Here is a 13,570-nt window from a genome sequence, read left to right as displayed (position 1 = left end):
TGACCTAAAATAGTGTAGTCTTTTTCAAGTGGCGCATTAATTAACGCGATATTTAAAAACTGATCCAATGATGTATTACCATCAATGACGCTGTCCCACATGCTTTGCCACAACATAGAGCGTAATAGCGGATCGGTAACTTGGCCTAGAGACTGTTTGGCGGTGTTAAATGAGCTAGAGTCTAGTGCTACTTTCACAAATCCCCAGTCATCATAGTTTGGATAAACTAAATCAGGACAAACCTCGCCAATTAGCTCATCAACCTCGGTATAAGCGCCTTTGTATGTCACTGCAATCACTTGTTGTTTTTCTAGTCCATATCGAGTTTTATTGAACAACCCTAGTTGTACTCGTTGCTCACGTAGTGTTGGATGTTCTTCATCATCAGATGTTTGCACTAAACCAAATGAGTCAATTTGACCTCGCTGACATGTGTACTGAGCTTTGATGGTATTCACCCCCGCTGCGTACAACCATTCTTTGGTCCATAAAGACAAATCACGGCCACTGGCTTTGGCTAGACTGTCGATAAAGTCATTAAGCTCAGCATTTTGATAACTGTATTGTTGTAAATATTGGCTCACTCCACGGCGGAAGGTTTCTTCGCCGAGTAAATGACGCAATTGTTTGATAGTCGATGCGCCTTTTTGATAAGTAATGGCGTCGATATTATCAAAGGCATTTTGGCTGGTGGCCACAGGCACTTCAATTGGGTGAGTCGTGACTAAGCTGTCTTGATGATATGCAGCTTGTTTACCAGAGGCATAAAAGGTGCGCCATGCATGACTAAATTCAGTGGCTTCACTCGTAGCAAGGGTGCCCATAAATGAGGCAAAGCTTTCATTTAACCATAAGCCATTCCACCACTTCATGGTGACTAAGTCGCCAAACCATTGGTGCGCCATTTCGTGCATGATAACGCCAGCTAACCGTTCTTTTTGTTCGGCCGTCATCTTGGCATTAAATAAGAAACGGTCTTCAGAAAAAGTGATTGCTCCTGCGTTTTCCATGGCGCCGTATAAAAAGTCTGGCACCAATACTTGGTCGTATTTTTTAAACGGATAAGCAATGCCAAAGTAGCGATCAAAAAAGTCTAAACCTTGTTTGGTATAGGTAAACCAATCTTGAGGGGTGACTTGGTTGGCAACAGACTGACGCGAAAATAAACGCATTGGATAACGGCCTGAGTTATCTTCCCAAACATGATATGGACCAGCATGCATAGAGAAGTTATATGGGCTTAATTTGGGTGTAGTAGGGAAGGTCCATAAATTAGTATCGCCTTGGTCAACCACATTGGTTTCACGCATGGCACTGATTACTTGCCAATCTTTGGGAGCATGAACATTAATTTGATAACTGGCTTTAAGATCCGGTTGATCAAATACTGCAAACATTTGTTGAGCGGCTGCTGGTTCAAAATGTGAATACAAATAAACTTTACTGTCTACTGGGTCGACAAAACGATGTAAGCCTTCGCCATTGGTGCTGTGTTCTCGAGTAAATTCAACTTCTACAGTGTTGTGGCCATCAACCAATAGACTTTGATTTAACACAATATAAGCGCCATTATAATTCGGGTATACCTTGGTTCCGTTAACAATAAATTGCTTAATATTGGCTTTGTTAAGGTCAAGCGTCAGTGATTTTGGCACGCTGCTTAAGTCAAAGTGGACAATTGACTTTGCACTAAATTGACTGTGCTCACTTAAAAAGAAAGTCAGTTCATATTGTGCATTTGATACTACGCTGGATCTTGCTTGTGCTTGCACCTGGCTGATATAGGCAGAGCCATCCCGTTGTAAGGATGCTGTTGAAAGTGAGCTGCTACAGCTAACAACGCTAGCACAACATAATGCAATGAGACTGGTTTTGATGACCCGAGGACTAAACAATTCAGTGGATAACAATTTCACGTTAGTGTTCCTAACTTTTTATTAGATGTATGAAAAAGCCGACAACAATGTCGGCTTTAGTGCTATGAGTAGTGATTTATAAGCCTAAAAAAGACTTTGATTTCATTTTACGGATTTCTTTTTCATCTGACCATTCAATTAGGCCAGTTTCAAGATCCATTAACCGCATGGTCATTTTGTAGTAAACATCTTTGGTGCTGCCATCTTGTTTAACGATGCTGGATAAGTTGCCATAAAGCATATATTGCGCACCAATTTGACGGCCAAATTTAATTGCCGTAGATGGGTCTACCATGCCAGCATTGTTTTGATAATCAAGTTGTTTACGTACAGTATCAACCTTAGTCATATCAATAAAACGGAACTTACCAGAGCGTAATAGCTTATTGCTAATGGTGTCGGTCACTGATTCTGTATCAATATGCTCAGAAGTTTTATTTTTAATTTTGTCTACAAATACAATCGGGCGGTTGCTCTGTGTCATTACCACAACTGGTGGGAATGCCATCATGCTGTCGACCATTTTTGCGGCGATGACTTGCAGATCAGTTGAACCGAAGTTTTCGTTAACGGTTTCGACTTCCGTCGCGTCACCATACTCTACTTTAGATTGACAGGCGCTCAGCCCCATTACTGCAGCTAATACAAATATCAGTTTCAAATTTTTCATAGTAAATTCCATTGGTGATGAGTGACAGTTGATAAGCAATTATCATCTATCAGATGATTATCGAATAAAAACGGGTACGATTTCCAGTCTCTATTGCCCAAATTAATGTTGTACGGTTTGGTTTTACGTCAATATTTACATTTTGGCTGCTATTTAAGCGAACATTATAGCTGCCGGCATCGATAAATTGTCGAGCAATTTGAGCCTGGCGAGGCAGGGTTAACCAACTTCTACGGTCGGCTTGCTCGGTGATAACATTAAATATTTGCATTACCATCGCAGCAGCATCTACTTGATTGTTGGCTCGTTGGCTGCTGCTTTGTACACTGCGATTCATTTGGTATTTAGCATAAATTCTTGCTGCTTGTCTAAACAGCGCAGCGGGTAAATCTTCTTTTAATGCATTAATTGCTAGCGCGTCAATGTTAGCAATGGTTTGTGCTGTTAGTGGCGTGCCTAATCCTTGGATTTGGCTGTTATTCATTAACAGACGTTGTGGCTGATAGGTCGCTAATGACGCTGATTGAATATTACCGTTAAGTGGAAAAGGTACCGTAATACTCTGTTTTTCTGGTACAAAATCACGTTCAATAATAAATACAACTTGGCCTTGATCGGGTGTAGGCATTACCGCCTCTCCCCAGCGACGTTTAAACTCGTCGTATTGAGGCATCCCCAGTTGTTTAGCTAAACGGACTAAATCTTGCTGTAAATACACATTGTCTGGGGTAATTTGTGCTGCTTTTCGGTAATCAATAAACGCATCATTAGGCTCGCTGGCGAGTTCGTGCAACAAACCAGTAGTGTAATAGCTGTAAGCGTTTAGAAATGAACTGGTGACATTGCCGGCTTCTTTGCTTAATTGGGCTACTTGCGCGTCAATGGTGCCATTGGCCATGTCTTGCACTGACTTTTGTGATTTCTGATAGCGTGCTTGTTCCATGCTTTGCAGTTCATTACTGCGGCGAACTTCTACTAATGCCCCTTGAGCATCACCACTAAATAAATAATTAAACGCCTGATATTGATGCAACATAATGCGCTCATAACCTGGGCCTCGGTAAGGAATGGCATTATCGTTGAGTAAAATACTGCTTGCCCCAGCGCCTAACTTACTCGCACTCACGATGGCTTTATCATCGAAAATCTGGTAATCGTCAATGGCTTGCTGGTAATAGGTTTTACTGCCAGTAAAGTCACCCGCAATCTGCATAATACGCCCAGATTCTTGGGCGTAAAGTAAGCCATCATTGCCGCTAATATTGTCGGCCAAATCAGTGATTTTTGCTGTTGGTGAATCGCTATTGAGTTGTTGCTTGTATGGCGCTATTTGCGATGGATAGTTAACAAACACACTATTAAAGGCACAACCAGATAGGCCAAGACTGAGAGTCAACCCAATACAGAATGTTCTTAACATTGTGGCACCAGTATCTGAGGTGTCATGATGTTGACCCGTTCAAGTAAAGTAATACCCTGCAGGTGGTCATATTCATGTTGAAAAATACGCGCAACAAATCCCGTTAATGTTTGTTGATGTAACTGACCATCAAGCGATTGATACTGAACTTCTATTTCGCTGTGTCGCGCAATAGATAGCCGCTGACCTGGAATGGATAAGCAACCTTCTACATCAGCTTCTGTCGCGGCAGATGCCGATAGAATCTGTGGGTTTATGACTATCATTGGAGGCATTGATGGCGCATCGGGATAACGTTCGTTTGGATTTGACGCCATGATAAACATTGCAGCGTTACTGAATACTTGCGTTGCTGCAATACCGACCCCGTTAGCATTCAGCATAGTGCTGAGCATGTTATCGGCTAAGGTATGTAATGCGTCGTCAAACACCGTCACTGGCTCAGCAATTTGAGTCAGTATCTGTTCGCCTGTGGTAGCAATGCTGAGTAGTGGCTTTGGCTGCATAGGTGACGGCTGTCCTTAGTTATTTACGTTAGATGACGACCTAGAATAATCTAATTTATGGTGTAAATCGTTATGGGCAAGCAAGGTTATTGCTTGCATAGTCTCATGCTATCGTACTGACTATTCACTTGGTTTAAATGACAGTCTATATCATATTTGCTGAATATCAGCTGAATATGATGACAGCCAAAATATCCTAAAATATGTTTTATAGTCGCAAGGCTTTAGTAATGGGGTGGCGGAGTCTCTTCGGCAGAAGACGCCATGTTACTTGGCTCAATAGAATGCAGTTTATTGACCATTAATAGCATTTGCTGTTGCTGTCTGGCAACTAATGCATTGAGTTTTATCACTTCTTGGTTTAACTCTTCAATGGAGATATCTTGAAATGATAGTTTCATTTCAAGATCATCAATCTTTTGTAAAACGCTTTCCATGTTGACCTCTTATTACTTAATTTATTACTGAGTTATTACTGCCAATATTCAACTAAACCTTGGCTGCTAATACTGACGATTGAGCCAGGCGCTATCATTGCGGCAGAGTATACTACAGCGCCTTTGTTTTGGGTGTTTTTACTCAATTGAACTTCCCAGCGAGAAAGTCGTTTACCGGTGTCTATTTGCCATAAAAATATTTCTCTTGATGGGGTACCTGTGAGCAATTGCTGGTCATTATCCACAAAGCGAGCACTTGAAAAATTCATTTGGCGTCGATTAATATCGAGATGACTTATTGGATTACCTGTATCCGACTGCCACAGGGTGGCATTTCCGGTGATATCGCTTGCAAAACTGAGAGTCGCTGAATCGTTAATCGCCACTTTAGTGATGCGGGACGCTAGCTGCCATTGTTGTAATGGTTGACCGGTTTGGGCTTGCCAAAGTAATACTTTACCATCATTACCGCCGCTCAATGCGGTGTTGCCATCGGCACTAATGGACACACTATTCACTTTTTCATGATGGCCTAAAAACTGAATTAAGCGTGATTTTTCAGGTGACAATGACATCACAGATCCATCGACTAAGCCAACAAGGGTTTGCCCTGTATTAGCAATTGCGACACTTTGCGCATAAGAAGGCAAAGACCACCATCCAACAGATGAACCATCGGTTAATCGCCATATCGCAAGTGAGTGGCTGCTAATGGTTGCTGCATACAGATTATTAGCTGATATGGCGGTATCAATGACGTTACTGGTATTTTGTTGTTGGCCTTGGAGCCATTGGTAAGACAACGTTGAGTCAGTAAGATCCCATACCTGTACGCCATTATGAGCCGTGCTAACCAAGGCAATGGTTGCATCATTTGACAGACTTGCACTGTAACTGGCATCGGTAGTGATGACCTGAACTTTAGTTGCTGTTGGTTGGCATGCAGATAATAGGCTTACTAAGACTAAAGTTGGCCAAAAAAACAGCATTGGAACGCGTATCATGAACTTGCTCCTTGAATTATTGTCCTAAACCTTGTCATATAAGGTTTACCCAATGGTATAACCGTTTTAACTAGTATAAAGTGGCGAAAGAACATGACCACTTAAACATCTCATTGATTGAATGTATTAAGGTTATTGTAACCACTATAGGATGCTGAGGAAGCTTTAATGAAATCTATTTACAAATTATCGTTAGTTGCATTAGCCGTTGTTGGCCTTACTGCGTGTAATCAAGAACAAGACGTTGCTCAAAAGAAAGTTGAATTAACAACTGACGTTCAAAAAGAAGCATATAGTGTTGGTGGTTCAATTGGTAAGTACATGTCTGGCCACATTAAAGAGCAAGAAGAATTAGGCTTTGCTGTTGACCGCGCTATGGTGATTAAAGGCTTTAGCGATGGCTTAGGCGAAGAAATGCAGTTAACTGAAGAAGAAATGCAGACTGTATTACAAAACCTAGATAAAAAACTAAACGATAAGCGTTTAGAGCAAGCTGAAACTTTAGCTGCTAAATCAATTGCAGATGGCAAAAAATTCTTAGAAGACAATAAAGCCAAAGAAGGCGTAACCACGACTGAGTCTGGTTTACAGTATGAAGTATTAGAAGCTGGTAGTGGTGACAAGCCTGCCGCAGAAGATACTGTTGAAGTTCATTACCGTGGCACGTTAACTGATGGCACTGAATTTGACAGTTCATACGCACGTGGTGAAACCGCTAAGTTTCCACTTAACCGTGTTATTCCTGGTTGGACTGAAGGCGTACAGTTAATGCCTGTGGGCGCTAAGTATAAGTTTGTTATCCCATCAGAATTAGCCTATGGCGAACGTGATACTGGCACTATTCCTGCTAACTCAACATTGGTTTTTGAAGTTGAATTGATTTCAGTAGAGAAAACGCCTGCAGCAGTAGAAACCAAGTAATATCAACATTGCTTCAGTTGTAAAATGACTGATAAATAGATATTAAAAAGACGCTTTAGCGTAATGCCGTTCACTTAACGTGAGCGGCATTTTTCGTTTTAGCACTGGGTGTTAATAGCATTTTTCGTTAATGGATTAAAGTGCTCGACCAACAACATCGCTTGAAATTTCTCCATAATGATCAATTTTCAGGGGCTTTATTCATTTATTCACGTTAAGCTAATCTTCTTGTCACTTAGCGCGTTAGCGTTATCAGTGCAGCATAAGGAGATGACAGTGCAGAATAAGGAGATGATGTGAGCGCAACCGAATCTATCAGTGTGACTACCACTAAAACCAAATCATTTTTAGCGGGCGGGCTTGCCGTTATGCCGCTAACAATAGCAGTCATCCCTTGGGGGATTTTAGCAGGCTCGTTCGCCCTTGAAGTTGGCCTTACAGCCGTTGAAAGCCAAGCGATGTCGGCCATTATCTTTGCTGGCAGCGCCCAGTTAGTTGCGCTCGGCATGATAAAAGCTGGTATTGGTATCGGCAGTATTCTGATAACTACCTTACTAATTACTTCAAGGCATTTATTGTATGCCATGGCCATGCGTACTCATATTAGCCCGTTGCCGCTAAAATGGCGTTTAGGGCTGGGTTTTTTACTCACAGATGAACTCTTTGCTATTGCTAATCAAGCTCACCATGGCGATAAACCAATCCAACACCAGTTTGATCGCTGGTACGCTTTGGGTGGTGGGCTAACTTTTTATATCGGCTGGAATATTGCCACCTTACTCGGCATTGTTGCAGGGCAGTCTATCGATAATTTAGGCGAACTTGGGCTCGACTTTGCCATCGCCGCCACATTTATCGCCTTAGTAGTACCGACAGTAAAAAAGCCGTCAATATTAGTCTGCGTTTTAGTGTCGCTTACGTTAGCAGTGGTGTGCGCAGTGTTCGCGATCCAAGCAGGGCTGTTAATTGCGGCAATATCGGGTATGGCAGCAGGCATGGGCTACGCTAAATTTACCAATGAGGACAGTAAGGTATCAGCCGCCTCTAATTCAAAGAATGATCATTCAGACAGTGCTAGTTCAGAACACGCTCATTCGGTTACAGCGCATTCAGATACTTCGCGTTCGGTAGCCGCGCATAAGGATAAAAACGTATGACCTGGTTGATTATTTTATCAATGGCGGCAGTGGTATTTGTCAGCCGACATTTATTGCTAGAACCTAAATTGCCTATTCGCTTAAGTAAAAACACCTTAACGTTTTTAAGCTATTCAGCACCTGCGGTATTAACTGCCATATTAGCCCCTATTGTATTTGCACCAGAAGGCCAGCTAGCTATTAGTGTGCATAATCCTTATTTAACTTGTGCGCTGGTGGCCACAGTGCTGGCTTATGTTACCCGCAATACCTTGCTCACAACCTTACTCAGTATGGGACTGTTTTTTATTTTGTATTAGCAACAGACCCTAGATTAATTTCAATCATTGTTAACTGACATTCTGTTGCACAATAGATTAGAATAACCGCCATATTACGGATCAATTAGAGTTAAGTATGCACGTACACATTTTAGGTATTTGTGGCACTTTTATGGGCGGTTTAGCCCTACTTGCCCGCGCAATGGGCCATAAGGTGACCGGCAGTGATGCCAACGTTTATCCACCGATGAGCACCCAGCTTGAGCAACAAGGTATCGAGTTAATCCAAGGTTTTGATCCAGCTCAATTAGGTAAAGAAGGCGACAATCAACCAGACTTAGTGGTTATTGGTAACGCCATGAGTCGTGGTAACCCGTGTGTAGAAGCGGTACTAAATCGCGGCATAAAATATACATCTGGGCCGCAGTTTTTATCTGAACATATTTTGCAAGACCGTTGGGTATTGGCTGTAGCGGGTACACACGGTAAAACTTCTACTTCCAGCATGCTAGCGTGGGTTTTAGAATACTGTGGTTACGAGCCAGGTTTTTTAATTGGCGGTGTGCCGCAAAATTTTGGCGTGTCAGCTCGTTTAGGTAACTCAGTATTTTTTGTAGTAGAAGCCGACGAATACGACAGTGCCTTTTTTGATAAACGTTCTAAGTTTGTTCATTACCATCCTCGCACCTTAGTGATCAATAATCTCGAATTTGATCATGCCGATATTTTTGCCGACTTAGCGGCGATCCAACGCCAGTTTAATCACGTTATTCGTACTGTGCCGGGCGAGGGCAAGGTGATTTGGCCTCGCGAAGTTGAAGCCGTGCAACAAGTGATTGATATGGGCTGTTGGAGCGAGCAAGAAATCTATTCTAAAGCCACAAGCTTAACCACTGGTTTAGCCGAGCATTCTGTTAATGTTTCAGCGAACCAAGGTGAACCCAATGCTTGGCAGCCGCGTACTATTGCAGACGATGGTCATGAGTTTGAAGTACTGTTTAAGGGCGAGTCGCAAGGGATAGTAAACTGGTCATTAATAGGTCAACATAATATTGAAAACGCCATAATGGCAATAGCGGCTGCTCGTCATGTGGGCGTAGCGCCAAGTCATGCTATTGAGGCGTTAGCACAATTTAGTCCACCAAAGCGTCGTTTAGAGCTATTAGCGACCGTAAATGGCGTGTCTGTGTATGACGATTTTGCTCATCATCCCACCGCTATTGCCACTACTTTACAAGGCTTACGAGCTAAAGTAGCTTCCAGCGACAATGCTAATGGCAACATTATTGTGGTGTTAGAGCCCCGCTCAAACACCATGAAAAGCGGAGTACATAAAGATACTCTTGCCAACTCGATGGTATTAGCCGATGTGGGCTACTTATATCAAGCAGACAATATTGACTGGGACATCAAAGCCAGTATGGCTAATGCGCCAATCCCTGTGACTGTGTTTAACAACATTGAAGATATTATTAATGCAGTTGCCGCTACCGCAAATCAAGGTGATACCGTAGTTATCATGAGTAATGGTGGTTTTAATGGTATTCACCAAAAAATGATTAAAGCTTTAGCGTAACGGCTTTAACCGATAGAGGATACAACATGGCCTATGCCAAAAAAGCCAAAGCAATTAGCCTAGCCTGGACGGGCGCATCTGGCGCGCCTTATGGCATTAAATTGCTTGAATGTTTGCTTGCGGCCGATTACCAAGTGTTTTTAATGATATCCAGTGCCGCACGGGTGGTGTTAGCAACAGAACACGGTTTGCAATTAAGCGCGAACCCAGACAAAGCGAAAGCACAATTACTCGAACAACTGCATAACGTTGATGAACCGTTAAAAGGTGAATTAGTGGTATTAGGCAAAGATGAATGGTTTTCGCCGCCAGCATCTGGCAGCGCTGCGCCTAAACAAATGGTCATTTGTCCATGCTCAACAGGCACATTGGCTGCTGTTGCAACGGGTATGAGTAATCATTTGCTCGAAAGAGCAGCAGATGTAGTATTAAAAGAAAGAGGGCAATTGATTCTTGTTCCGCGGGAAACTCCTTTTAGTGCCATACACTTAGAGCATATGTTAAGCCTAACCCGTAATGGCGCGACCATCATGCCAGCGGCACCAGGCTTTTATCATAATCCCAAATCAGTAGAAGATCTGGTAAACTTCATGGTTTCCCGAATACTTGATCATTTGGGAATTGAACACGACTTAACGAGTCGCTGGGGATATGGACATACTCAGTCACACGACATCGACAATTGAGAGATTTATGAAGCACACCATTGAAATGATGATTTCTGAACAAGAAATCAATAAAACCCTAGACCAATTAGCTGAACGTATTAATGCCCATTATGCCGACAGTGAACGCTTATTAATGGTTGGCCTTTTAAAAGGTTCAGTAGTGTTTATGGCCGATTTGTGTCGCCGTATTAAAGGCCATGTTGAAATCGATTTTATGTCAGTATCGAGCTACGGTAATACCATGAACAGCTCGCGTGATGTGAAAGTGCTTAAAGATGTACAGTCTGACATCGCCGGTCGTGACGTATTAATCGTTGAAGACTTAATCGACTCAGGTAACACCTTAAACAAAGTGCGCGAGATGTTATTGCTGCGTGAGCCAAAAAGCCTAGCGCTTTGTACGTTATTAGATAAACCTGAACGCCGTGAAGTAGACGTTTATGTCGACTTTATTGGTATAACCATCCCAGACGAGTTTATTGTGGGTTATGGTATCGACTACGCAGAGCAGTATCGCAACTTGCCTTACATCGCTAAAGTAGTGCCATTAGATTAAGTGGGGCTTTTTATTGATAGACTCCCGCTATAGGCGGGAGTTTTGTTTTAAGTGTCTAAATATTTCTGCGTCTTTTTCATTTACATTACGTCTTTAGAAGCACGTATTAGAAAATGTTTGATTCGCAATTCATGGATTAGAGGTATGACAATGAGCAACACCAACAATGCATTGGTGATCGAAAACCTTAAAAAAACCTATAAAGGTGGCGTAGAAGCCGTAAAGTCGATCAGTTTGACGGTAAAGCAAGGTGACTTTTTTGCCCTGCTTGGCCCCAATGGTGCGGGTAAATCTACCACTATCGGCATTATCAGCTCATTGGTACAGAAAACCGCAGGAACAGTGTCGGTATTTGGTTTTGATATTGATAAGCAGCTCGAACATGCCAAGTTATGTATCGGGTTAGTGCCGCAAGAATTTAACTTTAATCAGTTCGAAACCGTGCAACAAATAGTCGTTAACCAAGCGGGTTATTATGGCGTACCAAAAGCGGTTGCATTAGAGCGCGCTGAAAAATATCTCACCCAACTTGATTTATGGCAAAAGCGTCACGCCCAAGCCCGCGAACTGTCTGGCGGTATGAAACGCCGTTTAATGATTGCCCGCGCGTTAATGCACGAACCTAAATTATTGATTTTAGATGAGCCAACAGCTGGCGTAGACATTGAGCTGCGTCGTTCAATGTGGGAATTTTTAAAACAAATCAACAAACAAGGCGTGACTATTATTTTAACCACTCACTACCTTGAAGAAGCCGAAATGCTGTGCCGCACCATTGGTATTATCGATACCGGTTTGCTGGTGGAATGCACCACCATGAAGGCATTGTTGAGCAAGCTAGATGTTGAAACCTTTATTTTCGATTTACGACACGATCTCGACGTAGCACCACAATTGAGCAACATGAATTGCCGTTTAACTGACGCTCACACATTAGAAGTGGATGTGGCCAAATCGAACAACATTAATGAATTATTTACCCAGTTAACCGTCGCCAATATCGAAGTGTTGTCAATGCGCAACAAAGCCAACCGCTTAGAAGAATTGTTTGTAGAACTGGTCGAAAAAGCCAAGGAGTCAAAATAATGAACAGTCTGTATTTTGTGGCTTTTAAAAGTATTTTAACCAAAGAAATTAATCGCTTCACCCGTATTTGGATCCAAACATTGGTGCCGCCAGCCATAACCATGACTTTATATTTTTTAATTTTTGGTAATTTAGTCGGCAGTCGCATTGGTGAAATGGGCGGCGTTACCTACATGGAGTTTATCGCCCCAGGTTTAATCATGATGTCGGTGATAACTAGTTCATACTCTAATGTGGCCTCATCGTTTTACAGCGCCAAGTTTCAACGTAACATTGAAGAAATCATGGTTGCCCCAGTGCCACATTACGTGATGATAGCCGGTTATGTCGGCGGCGGCGTCGCCCGTGGGTTAAGTGTTGGTTTAATTGTTACCACAGTGGCGATGATGTTTGTTGATATCTCGTTACATCATGTTGGCTTGGTGGTGTTAACCATGTTTTTAACCTCAGTGTTATTTTCACTCGGCGGGTTAATTAATGCGGTATTTGCTAAAAGCTTTGACGACATCAGTATTATTCCGACCTTTATTCTCACGCCGTTAACCTATTTAGGTGGGGTGTTTTACTCGTTATCGTTATTACCATCTTTTTGGCAAGGCGTATCAGCCTTAAACCCTGTGGTATATATGATCAACGTATTCCGCTATGGATTTTTAGGTTTTGCTGACTTAAGCGTACCGTTATCAATAGCTATTATGATTGGTTTTTGTGTCAGCTTATGGACTCTGGCTTACTATTTGATATCGCGTGGAATTGGGTTGCGTAGCTAGATCTTGCAATAGCTAAACCGCTCACAAATCGGTTGTCACAATCTACGTGTAAAAGGGCTCGCAAGAGTCCTTTTTTGTGGGCGTTATCTATCGATCTATCGATCTATTGGTCTAGTGGCATGACTAAAACGAGAACCTATAACATGGGTAAAGATTTCAGTTGTTTTTAAGTCGGAATGGCCTAAAAGCTATTGAGCAGTATAGATTAACCTTTTTCAATCACTTGTTAATGGTTTCTTGTTTACATTAGTCAAGATATTTTTTATTCATAACACTTCTAGTTTACTTCAGTTTATAAGTAAAAAGTGGCTACAAATTTAATGGAATATCAGATAAACCTCAAAAATCACTTTAAAAGCTGTAATCAGAACATATAATTAGTAGGAATATTGTACAAAAATTAATTACCTAAAAAAAACAAATTCCTATAACATAAATTATACTGATGAATGTGGCCGTAGCATCCGCCAAATAAAAAACAATTTCCGCCTTAAAAAGCAGCTTAACTCACAATGACTCAGGCTTTATATTGTTCAATTAAAATTGCTTTAAATCAATACTTTGGTTTTTTTGATTCAATTTTGGTTATGTGGATAAATTATGATAGCGGTAATTCATCTAAC

General features: G+C 41.8%; 14 protein-coding genes. 8 read left to right on the top strand and 6 right to left on the bottom strand.

The annotated features are described in order from the left end of the window. The 6 genes from pepN to CXF78_RS04420 form a co-directional block, all read right to left on the bottom strand. Positions 1-1,916: aminopeptidase N (pepN, locus tag CXF78_RS04445; protein ID WP_102036097.1), on the bottom strand; the 1,916-nt coding region annotated here is incomplete at its 3' end. Positions 1,917-1,992: 76 nt separating this feature from the next. Continuing rightward, positions 1,993-2,586 (bottom strand): penicillin-binding protein activator LpoB, encoded by a 594-nt coding sequence (gene lpoB / locus CXF78_RS04440; RefSeq protein WP_174839654.1) that lies wholly within the window; start codon positions 2,584-2,586, stop codon positions 1,993-1,995. 49 nt (positions 2,587-2,635) lie between these two features. Beyond that, positions 2,636-4,006: a COG3014 family protein gene (locus CXF78_RS04435; protein WP_011638681.1), complete on the bottom strand. Its 1,371-nt coding sequence runs from the start codon at positions 4,004-4,006 to the stop codon at positions 2,636-2,638. Beyond that, positions 4,000-4,512: a peptide deformylase gene (def, locus tag CXF78_RS04430; RefSeq protein WP_102036096.1), complete on the bottom strand. Its 513-nt coding sequence runs from the start codon at positions 4,510-4,512 to the stop codon at positions 4,000-4,002. The genes CXF78_RS04435 and def overlap by 7 nt, the downstream gene beginning before the upstream one ends. Positions 4,513-4,736: 224 nt before the next feature. Next, complete coding sequence (locus CXF78_RS04425) at positions 4,737-4,949, bottom strand: SlyX family protein (protein WP_011638679.1); 213 nt, start codon at positions 4,947-4,949, stop codon at positions 4,737-4,739. Positions 4,950-4,984: 35 nt separating this feature from the next. Further along, the gene (locus tag CXF78_RS04420; protein WP_011638678.1) at positions 4,985-5,953 is read right to left on the bottom strand and encodes a WD40 repeat domain-containing protein; all 969 of its coding nucleotides are present in this window, start codon (positions 5,951-5,953) and stop codon (positions 4,985-4,987) included. A 168-nt stretch (positions 5,954-6,121) separates the two neighbouring features. On the opposite strand from CXF78_RS04420, the gene fkpA reads away from it, so the two are divergent. The 8 genes from fkpA (at position 6,122) to CXF78_RS04380 (ending at position 12,947) form a co-directional block, all read left to right on the top strand. Further along, positions 6,122-6,874, top strand: coding sequence for an FKBP-type peptidyl-prolyl cis-trans isomerase (gene fkpA / locus CXF78_RS04415; protein ID WP_011638677.1), 753 nt, complete (start codon positions 6,122-6,124; stop codon positions 6,872-6,874). Between the two features lie 296 nt (positions 6,875-7,170). Next, positions 7,171-8,031: an AzlC family ABC transporter permease gene (locus CXF78_RS04410; RefSeq protein WP_011638676.1), complete on the top strand. Its 861-nt coding sequence runs from the start codon at positions 7,171-7,173 to the stop codon at positions 8,029-8,031. Next, a complete protein-coding gene (locus CXF78_RS04405; protein ID WP_011638675.1) occupies positions 8,028-8,330 on the top strand; it encodes an AzlD domain-containing protein in 303 nt (100 codons plus the stop codon). Before CXF78_RS04410 ends, CXF78_RS04405 begins: the two co-directional genes overlap by 4 nt. Before the next feature lie 97 nt (positions 8,331-8,427). After that, on the top strand, positions 8,428-9,867 hold the full coding sequence (gene mpl, locus CXF78_RS04400) for a UDP-N-acetylmuramate:L-alanyl-gamma-D-glutamyl-meso-diaminopimelate ligase (RefSeq protein ID WP_102036095.1): 1,440 nt from the start codon (positions 8,428-8,430) through the stop codon (positions 9,865-9,867). 26 nt (positions 9,868-9,893) lie between these two features. Continuing rightward, complete coding sequence (locus CXF78_RS04395) at positions 9,894-10,553, top strand: flavin prenyltransferase UbiX (protein WP_011638673.1); 660 nt, start codon at positions 9,894-9,896, stop codon at positions 10,551-10,553. 7 nt (positions 10,554-10,560) lie between these two features. After that, positions 10,561-11,091: a hypoxanthine phosphoribosyltransferase gene (hpt, locus tag CXF78_RS04390; RefSeq protein ID WP_011638672.1), complete on the top strand. Its 531-nt coding sequence runs from the start codon at positions 10,561-10,563 to the stop codon at positions 11,089-11,091. A 150-nt stretch (positions 11,092-11,241) separates the two neighbouring features. Next, the gene (locus CXF78_RS04385) at positions 11,242-12,177 is read left to right on the top strand and encodes an ABC transporter ATP-binding protein (protein WP_011638671.1); all 936 of its coding nucleotides are present in this window, start codon (positions 11,242-11,244) and stop codon (positions 12,175-12,177) included. Continuing rightward, positions 12,177-12,947 (top strand): ABC transporter permease, encoded by a 771-nt coding sequence (locus CXF78_RS04380; protein ID WP_011638670.1) that lies wholly within the window; start codon positions 12,177-12,179, stop codon positions 12,945-12,947. The genes CXF78_RS04385 and CXF78_RS04380 overlap by 1 nt, the downstream gene beginning before the upstream one ends. Positions 12,948-13,570: the final 623 nt, after the last annotated feature.

The sequence above is a fragment of the Shewanella sp. 11B5 genome, assembly GCF_002836795.1.
GTDB lineage: Bacteria > Pseudomonadota > Gammaproteobacteria > Enterobacterales > Shewanellaceae > Shewanella > Shewanella frigidimarina.
The sequence above is the reverse complement of the archived record's forward strand: the minus strand, read 5'-3'. Positions and strand labels throughout refer to the sequence as shown.